This window comes from Tenacibaculum sp. Bg11-29, from assembly GCF_002836595.1.
GTDB lineage: Bacteria > Bacteroidota > Bacteroidia > Flavobacteriales > Flavobacteriaceae > Polaribacter.
Genome location: NZ_PJBB01000003.1, coordinates 4,129,943 through 4,150,495 on the forward strand (window position 1 = coordinate 4,129,943; position 20,553 = coordinate 4,150,495).

The 20,553-nt window shown below is 28.6% G+C and carries 17 protein-coding genes; 15 read left to right on the forward strand and 2 right to left on the reverse strand.

All coding sequences use genetic code 11. From position 1 onward, the window contains the following. The first annotated feature begins 1 nt into the window (after position 1). The 15 genes from CXF68_RS18610 to CXF68_RS18680 all read left to right on the forward strand — a co-directional run bounded on the left by CXF68_RS18610 (position 2) and on the right by CXF68_RS18680 (position 18,169). Positions 2 to 505 carry a DUF1097 domain-containing protein gene (locus CXF68_RS18610; RefSeq protein ID WP_101046630.1) on the forward strand — a complete coding sequence of 168 codons (504 nt, stop codon included), beginning with the start codon at positions 2 to 4 and terminating at the stop codon, positions 503 to 505. A 7-nt stretch (positions 506 to 512) separates the two neighbouring features. Then, a complete protein-coding gene (locus tag CXF68_RS18615; RefSeq protein ID WP_101046632.1) occupies positions 513 to 1,616 on the forward strand; it encodes an alkene reductase in 1,104 nt (367 codons plus the stop codon). 1,016 nt (positions 1,617 to 2,632) lie between these two features. Beyond that, positions 2,633 to 4,153 carry an SGNH/GDSL hydrolase family protein gene (locus CXF68_RS18620; protein WP_101046634.1) on the forward strand — a complete coding sequence of 507 codons (1,521 nt, stop codon included), beginning with the start codon at positions 2,633 to 2,635 and terminating at the stop codon, positions 4,151 to 4,153. A gap of 127 nt (positions 4,154 to 4,280) precedes the next feature. Then, positions 4,281 to 5,741, forward strand: coding sequence for a hypothetical protein (locus tag CXF68_RS18625; protein WP_101046636.1), 1,461 nt, complete (start codon positions 4,281 to 4,283; stop codon positions 5,739 to 5,741). A 127-nt stretch (positions 5,742 to 5,868) separates the two neighbouring features. Then, complete coding sequence (locus CXF68_RS18630) at positions 5,869 to 6,591, forward strand: hypothetical protein (protein ID WP_101046638.1); 723 nt, start codon at positions 5,869 to 5,871, stop codon at positions 6,589 to 6,591. A gap of 1 nt (position 6,592) precedes the next feature. Beyond that, entirely contained in the window at positions 6,593 to 7,363 is a 771-nt protein-coding gene (locus CXF68_RS18635) for a hypothetical protein (RefSeq protein ID WP_198553858.1), read from the forward strand. Between the two features lie 145 nt (positions 7,364 to 7,508). Then, the gene (locus tag CXF68_RS18640; RefSeq protein WP_101046642.1) at positions 7,509 to 8,510 is read left to right on the forward strand and encodes a hypothetical protein; all 1,002 of its coding nucleotides are present in this window, start codon (positions 7,509 to 7,511) and stop codon (positions 8,508 to 8,510) included. Between the two features lie 311 nt (positions 8,511 to 8,821). Next, the gene (locus tag CXF68_RS18645; protein WP_101046644.1) at positions 8,822 to 9,955 is read left to right on the forward strand and encodes a hypothetical protein; all 1,134 of its coding nucleotides are present in this window, start codon (positions 8,822 to 8,824) and stop codon (positions 9,953 to 9,955) included. Between the two features lie 833 nt (positions 9,956 to 10,788). After that, complete coding sequence (locus tag CXF68_RS18650) at positions 10,789 to 11,811, forward strand: OmpA family protein (RefSeq protein ID WP_101046646.1); 1,023 nt, start codon at positions 10,789 to 10,791, stop codon at positions 11,809 to 11,811. A gap of 87 nt (positions 11,812 to 11,898) precedes the next feature. Continuing rightward, positions 11,899 to 12,816 carry a PhzF family phenazine biosynthesis protein gene (locus CXF68_RS18655; RefSeq protein WP_101046648.1) on the forward strand — a complete coding sequence of 306 codons (918 nt, stop codon included), beginning with the start codon at positions 11,899 to 11,901 and terminating at the stop codon, positions 12,814 to 12,816. A gap of 220 nt (positions 12,817 to 13,036) precedes the next feature. After that, positions 13,037 to 13,336, forward strand: coding sequence for a hypothetical protein (locus tag CXF68_RS18660; RefSeq protein WP_101046650.1), 300 nt, complete (start codon positions 13,037 to 13,039; stop codon positions 13,334 to 13,336). Positions 13,337 to 13,545: 209 nt separating this feature from the next. After that, positions 13,546 to 14,271, forward strand: a complete 726-nt coding sequence (locus CXF68_RS18665) for a tRNA-uridine aminocarboxypropyltransferase (RefSeq protein WP_232771685.1) — start codon at positions 13,546 to 13,548, stop codon at positions 14,269 to 14,271. A gap of 201 nt (positions 14,272 to 14,472) precedes the next feature. Continuing rightward, positions 14,473 to 16,623, forward strand: coding sequence for an MFS transporter (locus CXF68_RS18670; protein WP_101046654.1), 2,151 nt, complete (start codon positions 14,473 to 14,475; stop codon positions 16,621 to 16,623). A 178-nt stretch (positions 16,624 to 16,801) separates the two neighbouring features. Then, positions 16,802 to 17,569 carry a hypothetical protein gene (locus CXF68_RS18675; RefSeq protein WP_101046656.1) on the forward strand — a complete coding sequence of 256 codons (768 nt, stop codon included), beginning with the start codon at positions 16,802 to 16,804 and terminating at the stop codon, positions 17,567 to 17,569. Between the two features lie 237 nt (positions 17,570 to 17,806). Continuing rightward, positions 17,807 to 18,169, forward strand: a complete 363-nt coding sequence (locus CXF68_RS18680) for a hypothetical protein (RefSeq protein ID WP_101046658.1) — start codon at positions 17,807 to 17,809, stop codon at positions 18,167 to 18,169. A gap of 192 nt (positions 18,170 to 18,361) precedes the next feature. Here CXF68_RS18680 and CXF68_RS18685 read toward each other — a convergent pair whose 3' ends face one another. Next, entirely contained in the window at positions 18,362 to 19,582 is a 1,221-nt protein-coding gene (locus CXF68_RS18685) for an ammonium transporter (protein ID WP_101046660.1), read from the reverse strand. 4 nt (positions 19,583 to 19,586) lie between these two features. Next, the gene (locus CXF68_RS18690) at positions 19,587 to 19,925 is read right to left on the reverse strand and encodes a P-II family nitrogen regulator (RefSeq protein WP_101046662.1); all 339 of its coding nucleotides are present in this window, start codon (positions 19,923 to 19,925) and stop codon (positions 19,587 to 19,589) included. Positions 19,926 to 20,553: the final 628 nt, after the last annotated feature.

Below are 20,553 nucleotides of genomic sequence, written 5' to 3' on the forward strand. Positions count from 1 at the left end.
AATGAAATATAAAAACGCACTTATACATGCCCTTTTAGTTGGCCTCATTGCTGCCTTTGTAATATTAGTTTCAGGGTGGTTGGCAGTAAAGGCTTGGGTAGTATTTTTTGGATGGGCAAACTATTTTTTACATGCTTGCAATATGAAAAAATCATTTAAAATGCTATTGGCTTTTTTTGTAGGAATTTTTATTGCATTAATAGGTACTTATGCTATTACCTATTTAAACACTATAGCACCTACCAATTATGAATTATCTGTTACCGCATTTATCGTTTTTTGGATAGCAACCATTTTAATTTTCTTAGAAATAATTGAAGATTGGGGTGAGTTTGTACCTGCAACATTTTTGGGGACAGTACTGTTTTTTGCTTCAGGGGTTTCATTAAAAAGCATAGTACCCGAATTATTAGTTCCGCTATTAATTGGAATATTTGCAGGGTTTACAACCCTATTTAGTCGAGAGAAATTAACAATCTATTTAAACAAAAAACAAATAAAATAATACAATTATGAAAAGCACACTTTTTACACCATACAATATGAGCGGAATTTCATTAGAAAACCGTTTTTTAATGGCACCTATGACACGCTCAAGAGCCACACAACCAAATGATGTTCCTAATACTTTAATGGCAGAATATTATGGACAAAGAGCATCTGCAGGGATTATCATAACTGAAGCAACTCAAATTTCTTTGCAAGGAAAAGGTTATGCTAAAACGCCTGGTATTTATACACAAGAACAAATTGAAGGTTGGAAGCTAGTAACTGATGAAGTTCATAAAAAAGGAAGTAAAATATTCTTACAACTATGGCACGTTGGTCGTGTTTCAAGTTCACAAGTAAATGGATTACAACCATTAGCACCATCAGCTAAGATAGCTAAAGAAACTACGGTTTATATATTTGATGGAGCACCAAATGGAGACGCAACTTTTGTACCAGTCGAAGATCCAAAAGAAATGACAAAAAACGATATTAATAAGGTTATTGAAGAGTTTAGAATAGCTGCAAAAAATGCAATTGAAGCAGGCTTTGATGGTGTAGAAATTCATGGTGCAAATGGCTACTTAATAGACCAATTTTTAAGAAGCAACTCAAATATAAGAAAAGATGAATATGGCGGAACCAAAGAAAACAGAGTTCGAATATTAACCGAAGTCACTCAAGCAGTAGTTAACGAAATAGGAAGTGAAAAAACAGGGGTTCGTTTGTCACCATTTATCAGTTTTAAAGACATGAATGACCCTGAAATTTTAGATACAATTATGTTAGCTTCTAAAAAGTTAGAAAAATTAGGGGTTACTTATATTCATTTGTGTGAGGCTGATTGGGATGATGCTCCTGAAATTCCGACTGATTTTAGAGTTCAATTAAGAGAAGTATTTAGTAAAACAATAATAGCAACAGGAAATAAAACACCTCAACAGGCGAATAAATTATTAGCAAATAATTTGGTTGATTTAGTCGGTTTTGGTAGAAAATTTTTAACCAACCCTGATTATCCAAAACGTGTGAAACTAAATGCAAAAATGAATCAAATTAGCGACGATCATACACTATTTGGAGGAGGTACTGCAAGAGGTTATACCGATTATTCATTTATAGGTTAAAGTTCAAAAACATCTAAATATTTCGTAGTATAAAAACGCTTTGCTATAATTATTAGCATAATTATACAAATATGTAATGTATTTATACAATTTAATTACTTTTCATGCATCATACCTTTGTAGTGTAATTAACAAGCTATAAAAATTGATAGATGAAAATAAATGTTAGAATCCTTTTATTAGAGACATACCTACAAACTATTTAACACAAAAATTAGATTTAGAATATTTGTTAGAATTTTAAATCAAAGAAATTGCATTGTTTTTAATTATTGTCATTTCGAGTCACGAAGTAAGCTGTAATATGTTTGTTCTTGATATCTGGGGGATATTAAGTCGTTGTACTGCAATAACGTTTTTAAACAAAAAATCATGAATAAAACTAGATACAACAAGTCACTTTGTATTGGGTTTAGCAATAAAAAATCCATTAATGAAGTATAATAGTCAATGTGTTAAATAGTTTATGGAAGACTCACAAGAACTACCTAAAACATAGAGGAAATAAAAAGTAAAATGTTTGATAATTTTCCAAAAATCAGGTTTTGATTTAACAAATAATAGGAAACTCTTTCATTGCGCTACAAAACAATATTACCTTCCTTTAACTAACATGATAATATTTACCGCTATAATTGGTATAAACTCATGTCTAGTTATAAGGATTCAAGCAACACAAAACTGAAAAAAAATTAAAAGAAGGTTTAAAAATTAACGCCTAAAAATTGAGGTTATCATATATCGTAATATTCGGTTATGGCGTGAATGAGTCTATAGCAAAAACTCATAGACCATTAAACTAAATAATAACTTTTAAATAAAAAAAACAAACGCAAATCTTTGTTTATAATAATGATACAACCAATTATCTCCTTGCAAAAATATTAAATGCAACTTGAGTTAAAATGTGATCTTAGTCAAATTGTGACTTTAGTCAAACTGTGATTATCATCAAATTGAAATACATTATTACATATAGTTTTGCGCTACAATAAATAATTCTAAAATAAATAAAAATGAAAAAAGTAGAAAGAATCGTTATTTTCGGAGATAGTCTTTCTGATATTGGTGTAAAAGCAAATACAGCAACAGGTATTCTTGGTCGATTAATTGGAGAAGTAAGAGTAAACAAGATTAAAAGATTTAGTGACAATAAAAACTGGACAGATTTTATATGGGAATGGTCAGGTGGTAGTAGTTTAGTTGACGGACTTTCTCCAGCAGAAACAAATGAACTTACATCAAATCATTTATCATTAAAAAATTCTAGAACAGGCTCAAAAGACAATAGTTTATCATATTGTAATTATGCTACTGGTGGAGCTGTTGCTGATACTCCAAAAGGTTTGGTACACAAATTTGCTCTTACAACTTTTGAAGAACAAGTTAACGACTATAAAAAAGATTTAGAAAAAACAGAAAACGATAAACCGAATAACAACTTATTTGTAGTTTGGTTTGGTTTAAATGATATTGTAACAAACAAAAAAGGTATTGAGTTAATGCAAGAAACGGTACAGCGTATAACAGCACTGTGTCATGAGGTTGACGAGATTACTAAAGCACATAATAGCGCTAGTGAAAACTCTTTTATAATTGTTAACAATCCTGATCCTTCTGGTGCAGTAAGGTATATCGAAAATCCAAAATCTGAAGAAGTTGTAAGCTTACGTAATGCTACAATAGAGTTTAACAGCCTTCTTAAAGAAGCTTTTCTAACTAAAAATGATAGTAGATTTACTGTACTTGATGCATTCACCTTTTTAAAACAGAACTTATATAGTTTAGATGTTATTAAAATAGATCAAGCAGCTGGCGTTCCTGTTCAATATTATTCTGATTCTCATGAACCTGTATCATTATCAAAAGCTTTAAGAGATTTTTTAAATTCAATCGATTTATCAAAAGAAAAAGAAGCTACCCTATTAAAGGAGTTTATAGATGCTATTAATAACCAAATAAAAGCAGCTTTAAAAACTGATAATGAGATTGTTTTACATAAAGATGTTTCAAAGATGTTATTGGGTAATTTACCTAAAATCCAAAAAACAAATAAGAAGTTTACAAAAGCATTAAAGTTAATTCTATTAACATCAGGATTATTTATAAATCGTGTAGAATTTGCTATTAAATACTATTCGACGCAGAAAAACAAACATGCTGAAGATATTCATAAAATTCAAGCTGTAATTGATCAAATTTCTTCAAAAAACTTACTAACATCTTTAACTAGTGATTTATACAATAGAGATGTAGCGCTATACAATACCTTATCTGATGTATTAACAAGAACGGATAAGAATAGTTCATTTAAAGAGTTATTAACGCTAGTTATTGCTCAAAAATTTGGTTTTTTTGCAACCTCAGATAAAGCACATCCTACAGAAGCTGCATACAAACTTCTTGCTACATTAATTGCTGTTGAGTTTGCTAAAAAATTCCCTAATCTTTCTTTAGGCGAATCATTCATTTCAAATGCGTTTGAACATGGTGTAGCAGAAACTTCTTTTACCGAAGAATCAATTCTTAGTATTTAAAACTTTTTTCTTAATAAATACATGCTAAAATTCTTATCCCTTTAAATTCTTAAATACAAGTTTTTATAGTATGTCTTAGTAACACCAAATTCAAAATTATTTAACCATTAAATAAAAAATAACTACTATGGATTACAAACCAGAACAAGTCGTTCAATCTTTATTATCAAAAATTTTTAATACCATAACAGCAGGTACAGATCAATTATCTTCAGATGATTTTGCTGTCTCTTGGGTTATGCCAGGAATACCTTTTTCTTTTGAAGATCTAGACTTTAATCTTTATGGTTTTGGAAGTCAACAAGGATTAGGAAACCGAGAAGGAAGAGAAAAAGCTGATATCGTTAGAGAGCGATATATTGCTGCTGAAAACTTCTCTAACTTAGTAAATGCTATTCCTACTGCTGGTAAGTTTATAGACGACGCAAAAACTCAATTAATATACTCACCTAAAAGTGAAAGTATTAATGATATTTATGATATTTTTTTAAGATTTTCTGAAGTTGCACATGAAGAGTTAACAGAAGATCAACAGAATAAAATAAATAGATTTAGAAAATTATTATCTGAAACAGTTGAATATGAAGATATAATTACTGGCGAGAAAAAGACAAAAGTTGTTGATGGTAAATTAAAAAAAGCCTACTTAGATTACGAAAGTGCTTATAGAGATGCCTTAATTGCTTTTAACGCATTAAAGTTAGATGCTTTAAATAGTAATGATGCTAGGGCTGTACAAGAGTTTGCTTTAAATGGTAAGGTTCTTCGTCAAAAAATGGGTGCTGCTTATGATGCTTGGGTTTCTCAAGGATTTAAAAATGAATATCAGCAAATTGTTGCTACAATTGATTCTATAACTCGACGAAATTTAGAGGTTTATAAAAAAGATTTATTAACCAGATTTGAAAGTGCAAAAATAACCAACCCTACTTCAGGAACAGATTTTTATCAAACAACCTTGTACCCTGCTACTTTTCTTACAGAAAATAACTGGACAAAATTTACCTTTAATAAAGAAGAGGTAGATAAACATGAGAATAAAGTTTCACAATCTTTAGAAGTTGGTGTAAAAGCACGTTGGGGATTTTATTCAGGATCAAACGAAACTAATTACTCTTCTGAAAACTCTTCATTAGATCTTAAAGAAGAAAAATTCAAGATTACATTTTCACTCGCTCAGGCGCCAATTTCTAGACCTTGGTTTTCACCTGAATTCCTTAGAAGTTCTGGCTGGAGATTTTCAAAAAACTCACCGGTAACTTTATTTTCAGATGGACAAACACCACCTAAAGGTCAATTTCCTTTTCTTTCAAGATCAGCTGTTTTTATTAAAGACGTTACCATAGAATCTTCTTCTCTTGCCAAAGCGGTAAAAGAAAGTTCTAGCAAGTTAGATACCAAAACCAAAGGAGGGTTTGGCCCAATATCTATATCTGCAAATTATAGTAGAGAAGAATCTGACAGTAAGTTAAAAATGAATATTAGTGAAGGTGCAATCGAAATTAAAGGAATGCAGTTAATTGGATTTGTATGTGAAAAAAATCCTGCTATTCCTAATACAAACCCTGATATTTCTGATTTTACATAAATATTATTTTTCACCAATTAAAGAATGCAATAATCATTTGGCTAAAAATTCTTAAACTATATGCACACTGCTGTTGTAGGTTTTCGAATAAGTCATTATAAGAAATACTATAAAAGCTATTAATAAAATGACAATAGATACAAATAAAAAATATAGAAACTTTTTAATAAAGCGTATTAACCGTATATTTTCAAGAGCAATAAAAATTAAAAGTGTTGAACTTCCAAATGAAATAGTAGAAGATATTCAAGCTTTAAATTCAGGAGAGTCATTCCCCTTAAATAAATTAATTTTTATAAAAGGAAAACTAGAGACCATCGTTGCTAGTAATAGAAAATCTATTTTTGGTAATGTTAATGGTTTGTTTAAAACAGAAGAGACAACCAAAGCTTCTATAATTGCGGCTATATTTTTAGTTTTATTTGTTTCTTTAGCTGTTTTAGATAGTATCAATGAAAAAAGTAGCCAAGTAACTATTTTAGATAGTTCTGGTTATATGCTACTTTATAATTTAATGTTTTCTATTGTTATTGCTGGTTTAGGTACATCTTTTAGATTATTACATTCTTTAATTAGTGAAAAAATAAAGTTTTTTAGAGTGGAGTATTTAATTGAAGGAATTTTTTCTGGATTTATACTTTCTGAAATTCTATATATTAATATTCCAGAAATTCAAACCTCTGAAATATATTTTGGGAAGTTTCTTTTTGCTTTTTTTGGAGGCATGATTTCTGGAATACTTTATAGTGTTATCGAGCGAATTACCTCATCATTAGGTATTTTAATTACAGGGGTAGATATACAAGAAGATCAGTATAAAGAGAAAAATAAAGATACCGAAAAACAATAGAATGTACCGTTATATGCACTTCTTAAAACGTCTAAACACTAAAGTATACATACTAGTACTAATAGTTGGTATGTTACTTTGTACAGGTTGTAAAGCAAATTATGTTGCCAAAGACAACCGTATAAACAATGACACCCCCATCTATTCTGAAGTTCTATCACGTATAGCTGAACTTGAACTTTCTGATTATGAGAAAGAACATTTATTTTATGAACGCGTATTTTTTAATATTGATTCTAACTCGCTATCATTTTTATCTTCAAAATCGATGAATGCCGATTCTGTAAGAATGCAATTAAATAAGTTATATTCTTTTAATAAAATATTTAATACAATTTATAAAAAAGATAAGGCTAAATTTTATCCATTAACTCAAAGTTTAGATGATTTTTATTCTAATCAATTAGTTCTTTATGATTGTACAACAAATTCTTTTGAAGTTAATTCAAAATGTAGCTTAATTAAAAAAGTGCTTGCCAACCAATCATTAAATAAAATAGAAACATTCGTTGGAGAGACTAATATTACCTTATTAAGTAACTATTCGATTAAAACCGATACTAAACTATTTCGCCATAAAAACCATAAAGTAGAATATTCTATTTTAAAAGTTGTTCGTCCTTGGTTTGAATACGGAATCTTATCTAAGGTTTATAATTCTCCTCAGAATAAAACGAACCAAGAAAAAAAATTTCTAATTAACCAAGTAATTTTAATGCATCAAAACGATACTAAGACGTTGATACTTGGTTATGTATTACAACCTATTTAGAAATTGTAACTATTATAATTTAGAATTGGCAATTTAAAACCATCAGCCCATTAGTAATTTTATTTTAAACTAAAACGATGTCAATAATTAGCTAAGTGTAGTTACCTACCTAAAAAATAAACAACATTAAACCTAAGTAAATAGTATGAAAATTAGAAATGTATTTTTTATTGGTTTTTATTTCTTTTTTTTAAATTTATTACTTGCTCAATCAAAACAAGTAACAATTGAACTTTATGTAAATAAAATATATGATATAGAGACTATCAATTCAACTTTTCAAGTTGACGGATATTTAATTTTAAAATGGAAAGCTAGTGAAGCTGATATTAAAAATACAAATTTCACAAATGGTAAAGCAATATACTACGATAATCAAATAGAAGAGCTAAAAAAACATTTTTTTTGGATGCCTGGTATAGAATTCATGAATAAACTGGATAATGTTATTATCGACAATAAAGTTTTAACTATTCGTGAAGATGGGTTCGTTGTATCTAGAAGACGTTTTAATTGTCATTTTCATTCTAAGATGAATTTAATTACGTTTCCTTTTGATACACAGTTTTTTGAAATAAATTTCGAATCCTTTTTGTACAAAAAAGACGAGCTTGTATTTATTAATCCAGACTTATTTTACGACAAATCTTTTAGTGGTATAGATCCCGAATGGAAAATTAAAGATCAGTACGCCAAAATAAAGGTTATGAAATATAAAGGAGGTTTTTTTGAAGGTACAAATAACAAAGAAGATATGTACTCTAGAGCATCTTTTGTAATTAAATTTAAAAGAAAAGCAGGCTATTATTTATGGCAAGTTCTTTTTCCTTTATTTTTAATAGTATTTTCTTCTTGGGTTATTTTTTGGATTAAATCCTATACAGATCAATTAAATATTGGGTTCACTTTACTTTTAACCGTGGTTGCATTTAATTTTTTCTCTAATTCTCTTTTACCTAAACTACCATATAATACATTTTTAGAGTCTGTTATTATTCTTAGTTATATATCTATTACCAGCTCAATTATATTACTCGTATACCGAAAAACTGTAAAGAAAAAAAAGCTATTGATTTATTTTAAGCTCGGGTTTCCGTTAGTTTTTATTACCGCTATTATAGTTCTTGTAGTTCTTTATTTTATGTAAATAGAGTTTTAACTATTAATCTAAATAGTTTCTAAAGGTTTGGTTAGATAGTTCTATACATATTGATTTCAATAATAAAACAGCGTTTTGGTTTATGCTACCTTTTAATAAAACAAATGGTAATTACAATTGTGTCAACTTATTAAAAATTTCAGGTCTGAAAAACAATAAATCTAAATAAAGTAAGAAACAAATACAGACTCGCTATCAACAAGGTAGCAATCGTCAAAATTAGTATTAAAAAATACATTTATAACTGGGAAGCTGAAAACAGATATAGAGTAAGCGAAACAATTAAAATTTAAAAAATTATGTCAGTATTTACTATCTTTTTTTGTGGAACAGGCTCAAACAACTGGGATGCAAATTATAACAAAAATTATCATGCAGGAGAACTTATTTCCAAACTAGCAACAAATCATGAAGGAAAAGAGTTCGTAGATTGGATTGTTGTAGATGGTCCAGGTAGTGGAAATCTCCTAGAGGACGAAAAATGGACTCAACCAGGTAATTATGCTGATTTTAGAGGAAAAGCTTTTGGTGCAGGATGGGAAGAAAATGTAGCACATGCCGTTGCAGTAATTAAAGGAAAGTATGAATGGAGTCGAAAAAATATGACAAAAGAAGAATACGAAATTCTAAAAAAAGCTAAAGTAGAAGTTCCAGATGCAAAAAATATTGGTTGGATACGAAATATTTATGAATATCCAAATCGTAAAACAACCCCTCAAGAATTGCAAGCAAAAAAAGCTGAAATCTTTAGAAACGGAAAACTTCCGTCAGTTGTAAATATTATTGGATGGAGCCGAGGTGGTGTTACATGCCATATGCTAGCTAATGCTATGGCAAAAGACCCTTCTCTAAAAAAAATACCTGTGAATATTTTTGCGGTAGATCCTGTTCCTGGTTCAGGTCAATTTAGGAATGATCGTATTAAGCTTGCAGACAATGTGAAAGAATACTTTGCAGTATATGCACATGATGAAAGAAGTATTGGGTTTGCTCCTGTAATTCCTGAGCTTGATAAAATGATTAAAGCCACTGTTTTACCAATTCGAGGAAGACACGCTACTGTAGTAGGAAATGCAGCGATTGATGGAGGAGATGGAAACGATGAATTATTTGCTCCTGGCAAGATTGTTAGAGATTTAGCTGAAAAGTGTTTAACAGATTGGGGAACCCCTTTAAAAGAGAAACTTAACTTAAGTAAAAGTGATATTGCTACTGCTTATAACGAAATTGTAAGGGATGCTTCTAAGTATGATGCTATGCAATCCGTAGTATATACAAAAAACCAAAATACAAATGGAGAACGTTCTGTTTCTAAAGGAAGTACATGGGCTAAATATTCGGATATTAAAGGAGAAGAATATATCCATCCAGAAGGATTAATCGTTGTAAAAAATAAAAGAAGTTGGTACCACGAAAAGAATAGTGATAACTAGGACGATTACTAATTAAAACAAAATATCATCGACAATGTCAAAATTAAGTGGCATGTTATTACTTAAAAATAGGAAGACTAAAAATGAGGTACCGTAAAAGTAGTATTGCATGTAAAAAGTTAATAATTGGCCTTGTTGAATAACAAAATTTCTTGAATTATAGCCAAGATTAGAGAAGTTAGAAAAGAATAAAACCAGTATCTAACAAAAAATATGCGTAATTGTGGTCTTTGTGCTAAACTCAAAGTTTGTCTCTTTTGAACAGAGTTTAGTGATAAATTGAAAGGTAATTAGAATAAAATCCGCAACTACGCATATTCAAATTTAAAATGGAAGATTGGAACACATTACATCTTTGTAATAATATAAAGTTATAATATCCAATAGAATATCTAAAAAATGAAAAAAAGTTAGAATCATATTTGAATCAATATATAGAGAAATAGACTAAAACTCTTAACTGTCATTTAGACAAAATGATTATTCATGAAACTTTTCTCAATAGGTTTCTTCTATTTATTTTTTATAATGTAAAAACTGTTACAATAAACATAACAAAATATTCTTTTTCAAAAGCTAAGTATGTATTCACTTAATATAAACACATTATACAAAATTTACTGATATATTCAAAAACCACACAATACTAAAAACATCTTTTAATTGGGTAGAAATAATGATGTATTAGTATTACGTAGATTAGAGAACTACAGAGATTTATAAACATGTTGCCATAAACTCTTTTAGAGAAATTAAAGATTTATTATCTTGGTACTCCATATTAATGGAGTTATACTCAATTACTAAAAATAAAAAACTAATATCTTACAACAATGAAATATATCTATTTAGTAAGTCTTTTAATAGTAGTTTCTCTTTTTGCTTGCAAGGACAAAGAACAATCAAAAAATATTCCGAATTCAGAAAACCAAATAAAAACGGACTCCAATAATAAGGAGGTAAAAAACAATAATGTTAAAAACAAGATTAAAACCGAATTCTCTTGGGAAAAAATACCAATAAGCACTAAAGACATAGGTAACTTCCCTTTTATAAAACCACCAAAGGGTATAATTGCTAAGGATATAGGTTCATCATCATATTCTAAAAAATTAAATTTCAGTAAATTAAAAATGTTTTCTAAAACCTCAAATACTACATTTAATATAGAGGGAAAAGTTGAGTTTATGAATTTCTCTACAGAAGACGAAAATGCGAATTGGGAACAATACTATTTTGATAAAAGTATTAATGATTATTTAGAGTCTATAGGCGCCATACAAGTTAACAAAGGAGGAATGACAGATGTATATTACGAAAAATATTGGAGTGATTATGATGGAGAATATACCGTCAAGCATAATGATAGAGAGCTTATAAGGATGTGGGTTATAAAGCAAGTAAATAAAAAAATAGGTGTTCAAATATTCAAAAAGAGAATGGCTATAGTTGAAGAAATAGAATTTAAGCAAACTATCGTAAAATTTACTGCTGATGATATTCTAAAGGAAATTAACGCTAAAGGTTTTGCAACCTTACAAATCAACTTTGATACAGGAAAATCTAGAATTAAAGCCAGTTCATATGATGTAATAAGTGAAATAGTCAAAATGATGAAAGTAAACTCTAATTTAAAAATTAGTATCGAAGGTCATACCGATAATGTTGGAGATGAATTATCCAATATGAAATTATCTAAAAACAGAGCTCGTTCGGTTCTGATGGCGATTTCTGATGAAGATATTGATGAATCCAGATTAAAAAGTGAAGGTTTTGGACAAACTAAACCTGTCGAAAATAATTCAACAGAAGAAGGAAAAACAAAAAACAGAAGAGTTGAATTAAGAAAAATATAAAAAGAGCATAACAATTTGTATAATGCATATGCTCCCTACAGGCTGCAAAACGCACCATACAAGAAACGTTACCTACAAGCAAAAAAAATGACAGAAATAGATTATTATTTAGTAGATGTTTTTACCTCATTAAAATACGGAGGAAATCAACTAGCTGTTTTCGTTGATTTCGAAAATAAAGTTTCTGCTGAGAATATGCTCAAGATTGCGAGAGAACTTAATTTTCCTGAAATAACATTCATAAAAAAAAATCATAACAATGAAAAATTTGATGTTAGAATTTTTACACCTGAATATGAAGTACCTTTTGCTGGTCATCCATCATTAGGAACAGCTTTTATTATTTCAAAATACTTATTACCAAAACCAAAAGAGAATATTACACTAAATCTAAAACATTCAAATATTAGTATTTACTTATCTTCTATCAATGATGTTGATAATAGTGATTTTGTAATGGAGCAAGCCGAGCCAGAATTTATAACAACTTTCAAGCATCAAGAAATTGCTGAAGGATTAAATTTAGAGTTAGATGTTCTGAACATACAAAAACCAATAGAAGAAATAACTACAGGATTACCGTATATCATTATTCCTGTAATCAATTTAGAAAAAATTAACCAAATAGCACTCGATTCACGAAAAGTTGTAGCATTTTTAACCCAAAAAAAGAAGTACAAAACCAATAGCATAAGTGGACTAACAACTTCTCTATTTTTTGTTACCGAACAAACTTTTGAAAAATCAAATAACTTCAATACTAGAATGTTTTGCATCGAAAATGAAAATTTAATCGAGGATGCTGCTACAGGAAGTGCAAATGGTTGTTTGCTTGCTTATCTATTAAAAAATAAATCATCTGAAATCTCAGCAATAGTAGAACAAGGGTTTCAAATGGAAAGAAAATCATATATACATTTAGATGGAAAATTAAAAAACAATAAATACACCTTAAAAATTGGTGGACAAGTTGTTGAGTTAAGTAAAGGCAAATGGAAAGTATAGCCAACTGGTTACAGCTGTATAAAAAAAGATAAAAGCGAAATATTTATATTTAACTAAGTAATAAACCGAAACGGTAGTACTTATTACCTACCCTAGGTTTCTTATATTAAACGTTGTAACACATATGAAAAAATTGTTTCTGATAATATTAATCACTTTGATTTATTCTTGTCAACCAAGAATAAAAAACGATACGGAAACTTTTGAAAAAGTGTTTAGTATGAGGAGTTTTGATATTGAAATTCAAAACGGGGGTTGTTTTGGTGGAAGTGAGGAATATTTTACCGTCCGTAAAAAGGATAATACATATTTAATAAAATCAAAAAGAACTGGAAGAAGTAACTTAGTATCGCAAGTTAAAATGGACTCGCTAAAGGTCTATTTAAAATCTAAAATAGGAAAAAAAGAATATGGAGGTTGTACTTCAAGCGAATATATAAGAATTGGCTCTCATTTTAATTCAATTGATTATCGTCATAGCTTTTGTAGTGGGATTGAAGCAATTATTAAATTATTATGAATTAATTTCAGAAAAGGAAATTAATGAATAAAAACACAACCAAGACGCTTTAGGAAATAAGTAAAGCCTTAAAAACTTTATTTTTATCGCTTATTGGTGTTGCTTTTTTTATAAAATAAATCTCATCAACAAATACTTAGTTTTTTAAGTAGCTTTGCGATATAATTGCGTAAAACGTTATTACCAATTAGAGAATAAAAAATATCACTTTGCAAGCAGAAATAAAAAACCCAAGAATAAAATGTTACAAATGCATGCGACCTTCAAGCACGTGTATTTGTAAACACATTCGTACTTTACAAACCAAGACTCGTTTTATTATTTTGATGCACCCAAAGGAGTATAAAAGAGAAAAAAATGGAACGGGACATATTACGAATCTTCAACTTGAAAATTCAGAAGTTATTGTTGGGGTAGATTTCACCAATAATACCCGTGTAAATGAAATATTGACTGATGAAAAAACTTGTTCTTTCTTATTGTATCCTGGAAAAGATAATTTTAACTTATCTACAAGAAAAAGTACAGAAATAAATTCTTTTATGGGGACTAATCCATACATCTTCATTCTCGATGGTACATGGCCTTGCGCCCGTAAAATGCTTAAACTAAGTAAGAACTTACAAAAACTACAAAGAGTGAGTTTTGATAATAAAATAAAATCAAAATTTATTATCAAGCAACAGCCAGAATCTCTTTGCCTTAGTACGATTGAATCTGTTTGCACTGTATTAAACCTACTTAAAAAAGGTGACTTAGAACAATGCGACACGAAGAACTTCCTTATTCCTTTTGAAAAAATGATTGAATATCAACTCGAATATATTCTAAATCCAAATAGTAAAAACTATTCTACAAAGGCAAACAAAGAGATTATTCCTAAGAATAGGTATAAGAAAAATACACAAAGAAATATTATTCTTAAACAAGAATAGCTGTAATTACTGAATCAGTAAAAAATAAAATGTCAATAACTTCTTAAAAACTTTATACTTTACAACTTATTGGTTTTCTTATATTTGATACAAAGAAAAAATTGCTAGAACTTCTCTTTATTACATCTTAAATAATTCGATCAATCGAATAAAGTTCTGCTTATAACTAGTTGTAAGACATTACAAAAATCAAAAAACTAAATGAAAAAAAGTGAGAAAATTTTAATTACATCTATTTTATCTCTTTTTCTTGGAGTTTTAATATTCGGGCCTCATTTCACTATCCCTCTATTAATAAGCTCTTCTATTCTAAGCGGTTGCTATATCGTAGGTGGTTTATATTTTTTTAATTTTCAGAAAAACAAACTAAATATATTAGTAGGAATAATTTTAGGCTCTGCTTTAGGTGTTTTCACATTTACATTATGGCTACCAGTATCTATTTTTAGAAAGGTTTTAGTTTCAATAAATATCATATTTTCGATTTTATTAATTGGATTATGGGTTTATAAAAAAAATGATTTCAATAAAAAACTTAAATTTATCTTTTTAAGATCTATAACTATAGCTGTTTTTACTTCATTTTTTGCTTTTTCTAGCGTTCATTTTAATGTTTATAGAAGCTTATTATTAAGAATGCTTACTCCTGATTCTAGTCTCTCTAATAACTTATTAATGTTTGAAAAAATAGATGAGTATGAAGAGTATATGAATTTAAAAAAATATGACTTAGCTATTGTTAAAGCTAATGAAGCAATTTTATGTGGAAAAAAATGGAAAAACTATGACACTTTATATTATCAAGATTTTTCTGGGGCGTATGAATTTTTATCAAATGCTTATATAGATAATGGAGATGAGTTTTTTAATAAAAATGACTTTAAGAATGCCTTATCTAATTATATAAAAGCAGATAGTATTTTAACCCATAAGGAACATAAACCAAAATATGTAAAATCTACAGAAAGTGATATATATTGGAATCGTTATAATCTATTATTAACATATAATAAACTTTTAGATTATAAAAATTATGATTCTGAACTTGATTATTTAATTGATAATTACCTAAAAGTAAAAGACACTCTTGATATAGATTATCATTATATTTTAGAAAACGCATCTAATAATTATTACACTCGCTCATATTACAGTGATGCAATAGACCTAAACAAAGCATCTCTAATTATCTTAAATCAAGACAGTCTTAATAATATTAATTCATTTAAGAACACCTATATTCGATTAATTAAAAATTATTTGATTACTGACAGCACCGAAACTGCAAAAACATATTTAAAAAAATATGAAAAAATAACTTCAAATAACGACTGTCGGTACTTATTTTACAAAATTAGAATTCTCCAAAAAGAGAATATTAAAGAAGCTTTAGAGGTTGCAAAAAAAGCTTGCGAATGTTTTGAACAAAAAAATATATCTTCCAGTTTATTTTTTTCAAATCTATTATTACTAAAATTAGAACTTGAAAACTCAAATTATAAGGACTTTGAAAAACAAATAGAAATTACTCAAGATTTAATTTCACAAACGGATAACAAAAAATACAATCAATCATTTGTAGATGAACTTTTAGGTTATTATAATTCTATAAAGGGTAATTATATTGACTCAAAAAAATATTATTTAAAAGCTCTTAATAGTTCTAAAAACTTTGAAGAGGTCCAAAAAAATTCAATCAAATTAAAAATAGCCCAAATAAATGACGAACTAGATATTAATTATGATAAAAATAACCTTAACTTAAGTATTCTTAATTTTCTATCAGAGTATGAGAGTACTTATCCAAGCACTACAGCTTTTCATAACGATTTAGGGAATATTAACACTGGATTCAATTCAAAACTATCTGATTCCATTTTTAAAGTAACAATTGAATGCCATAAAAATTTTGGAATTAATAAATCGTCTAAATTAGGCGTTGCTTACAATGACCTAGCAACAAACCAATTACATCGAAAGAACTATAAAAAAGCTGATTCATTATACACTATCGCTATTAAAAAACTAGATGATTTTTATGGTAAACAACAAAATGTAAATCAACTTATATGTTATTCAAATATTATTGAATCAAAATTAAATCAAAAAAAATATAAGGAAGGTTTAGATTTCTTAAAAAAAGCACATTTTACAAAAATAAATTGTTTCAGTAAAGAAGTAACAATATACGATGCATATCTACTAAATTTAGAAGGAGACTTGATTAAATACAATGATAAAAATAAATCTCAATCAATAGAAAAATATAATCAAGCATTAAATATAGCAAGAATTTATTTCAATGATAATCATAGATTTGTAAAAATACTCAACAACAAAACAGAATTATAACATAATTGCTATCAAAACATACAGCTCGAGTAGGCATGAGAATAAAACTATAAATTTAAGATATATAGAAACGTTATCAAGATGCTTGTACCAGTGCAAAAAACAACGATTTAGAACAACAAAAAAAATCATAAAACGAGATGTAACCTCAAATTGCTTATAAAGCACTAATTATTCTATGAAAAATTATTTAAGAATTTTAAAACCAACAAAAGTTTACACCAGCCATGAATTGTCTTCAGGGCATGTGAAAATTTTAGTACCAGATACTATAATTTCTTTTAATAGAGAAAAAAGAAGAAATAAAGTAAACTGGATGGAAATTTATCTTGAAGATAAAAAAGTAGCGTATATAAAAAAAGAGCATGATAATTTTTATAAATGTGAAGACTCAACATTAGATGATATTTCTGCTAAAGGATTTAGTCTGAATTATAAAACGGAAGAAATGCTACCATTTGATTCGCTCTTTTTTCTAGAAGGAACGCTAACGAAAACAGAAAATATAGGTACTGTTAAACTAGAAAATATTGAAGATGATGATGACGGTAAATCTATTTCTATATACTTAGAATATGATAAAAATTTACTAGAAATAGCCCCTATACTGTTAAGTAAAAAAGAACAATTTTATGTTACAAACAATATTTATGGTAAAAATAATATTTTTATAGAAATTGATAATTTTAAAGGCAAAAAAGGATTTATACTAAAAAAAACCAATTATACAGACAAAGCAGATAGCTGGGTGAAACCTGTTTCTATTATAACAATGATTATAGTTATTGGTGGATTAATTTTAGCTGGTTTATCTGCAGGTTGGCTTGTAATTAGCGGTTTAATGCTTATTCCTGCTGTAATTGCAGCCTTTATTGTTGTTTTTGTATTGCAAATAGTTATAATGATCATAAAAGGTATCTTTCAAAAACTTAGAAAGCGCTTTTAAATAAAGAATTATAAACTAAATTTTCACACTAGCGCGAGTATCCAGCCCATGTAGATACTTTGCCACGCTTACGTTAATGTGGGTAATAAATTGAATATGGATATAAATACAAAAGTAAATAATACTCTTATAGAAATTAAAAACTTTGATTTTTTAATAGGAAAATGGAATGTCCTAAACAAAAAACTTAAAGAGCGACTGAAAGATTGTAATTAATGGATTGAATTTCCCGCCAAAATGGAGACTAAACCATTTCTTAATGGATTAGGCCTAATGGACGAAATGAAATCATCTCATTTTGGAGACGATTTTATCGGGTTTAGTATCAGAATGGTTAATCCTAAAACAAATATTTGGACAATTTATTGGGCAGATACATCAAGTCCCGAAAACTATTTGAAAGAACAAGTGATTGGTGCATTTAAAAATGGAATTGGAGAGTTTTATGGTAAAGAACTATATCTAGGAAAAGAATACAAATTGAAGTTTACTTGGAAAAAGAAATCTGAAAATACTGCTCTTTGGGAACAAGCCTATTTTGATGAAAAAGCAAAAGAATGGGAAACAAATTGGACAATGGAATTTACAAGGCAAAATTAAAATACTCCCACACGCTAACGCGAGCATCCTGTTCGTGTAGATATTGCATAACTACAAGCAACGCTTGCGCCAGCGTGAAAACTAAAAGAACACAACGAAAGTTGGGTTTCACATCAAATTTATTAGGTCAACAGAAAAATCAATCATAGTAAAAGCTAATCATTCCAATATGTTTATTAACCCTATAGCTGATTAATCAAAATCTGGGTACGCTTTCATACCATGTTCATGACTATCTAAACCTTCTAACTCTTCTATTTCACTAACTCTAATACCAATTGTTTTCTTTAGTGTATATATAATGATAAATGAAGTTGCTAAACAAAATAAAGCATAAGAAACTACTCCGATTAACTGACTTAAAAACTGTGTTACGCTCGCTAATTCCCCTAAAAAACCTACAGCTAGTGTTCCAAAAACCCCACAAATTAAATGAACAGCAATAGCACCAACTGGGTCATCTAATTTTAATTTATCGATGAAGCTAACAGCAAATACAATTATAATTCCGGCTACAGCTCCGATTATAACTGCATCAGTTGGATGCATTTGGTCAGCCCCTGCAGTAATAGCTACTAAACCTCCAAGTATTCCGTTTAAAAACATCGTTAAATCTAAATTTTTAAACATAATTGTTGAAACTAAAGCTGCAAAAACACCCCCTGTAGCCGCAGCTAAACATGTTGTTACAAGTGTTAGTGATGTTGCCTCAGGATCGGCAGAAAGAACAGAACCACCATTAAAACCAAACCAACCTAACCAAAGTATCAATACTCCTGCTGTTGCCAAAGGTATATTGTGCCCTTGAATAGCTTGTGATTTTCCATTTTTGAATTTACCGATTCTAGGCCCTAATAAACATACCGCTATTAAAGCTGCCCAACCACCAAGTGAGTGCACTAAAGTTGCACCTGCAAAATCATAAAAAGGAGTTTCTAAAGTTTGTAAAAAACCACCTCCCCATTTCCAAGAACCAGCAATTGGATATACAAACCCCACATAAATGATTGTAAAAATCATAAAAGGTAAAATTTTCATACGCTCTGCTACTGCGCCAGAAACAATCGTTGCTGCTGTTGCTGCAAACATTCCTTGAAATAAGAAATCTGTCCAATAAGTATATCCTTTATTATATGTTAAATCTAAAGAACCAATAGCAGTTAATGGAGAAGATAACCCAAACCCAGAAAAGCCAATAAAACCATTAAAATCTCCAGGGTACATTAAGTTAAAACCTACCATACTGTATAATAATAACCCTACTGTTATTATAAATATATTTTTGAATAAAATGTTAATTGTATTCTTTTGTCTTGTTAACCCAATTTCTAAAAACGCAAACCCTAAATGCATAAAAAAAACGAGTGCTGTACAGATCATCATCCATACATTATTTATTATTAATGAATCCATATTTTTAGTTTAGTGTATTTTTTCCTTTTTCTTTTGTTCTAATTCTATAAGCATCTTTAATTTCACTAACAAATATTTTTCCGTCTCCAACTTCCCCAGTATTAGCCGAATCCAGAATTGTTTTTATCGTAATTTCTTCAAAATCATCGTTAACAACAATTGATAAGTAACGTCTTTGAATGTCGCTAGTACTAAAACTAACCCCTCTATAAACATGTCCTTCTTTTTCATTTCCTAAGCCAGTTACATCCCAGTATGAAAAAAAATTTACACCAACTTCATGCAATGCCTCTTTAACAACTCGGAATTTAGATTTTCTAATAATTGCTTCTATTTTTTTCATGATTAATTATTTAGATCGTTTTTTAAAATGAATAAATAACAGCGAATATTTTCTCTATTACCTTTAATTTTTTATTTGCCGCCAATGTTTATGTAACAATTAATTAACCGTTCCTAATCTGAATCCGTTTGCTACTTTATCTAGTAATATACCCCCTGTTTCGAAAGCATTTATTAATAGGTTTTTCGAAAAAAGAGTATCAATACTTCCAGAAGTATTAAACCTATTTTCCTTAGCTAGTTCTTACCTAACAATAATTAATCGTCAAATAATTATTAAACCTATAGTAATTAACTTTCTGTAAAACATAATTTTAGGTTTGGTTACCTGTGCATAAAATTGTGTTAAAAAAACCTTATATCCAAATAACCACACGTTATCAATAGCTATAAAACCATTTAAAGCAAAGTGTAGTCTCAAAAAAGAGGGTGCTTTTTTTTCAATCTTTTAAAATAGGGTTTTTAAAAGCATCTAAAAATATGAAGTTAAAAAAGTGAGCGCTAAAATATATCAATATGATAAAAGTGATACATTCATTGATAAAAATCTAAAAACACCTTAAAAAAAGGTGTTTTTATTGATAAATAACCATAAAAAAACACATAAAAACAACCAAAAACGTCAAATA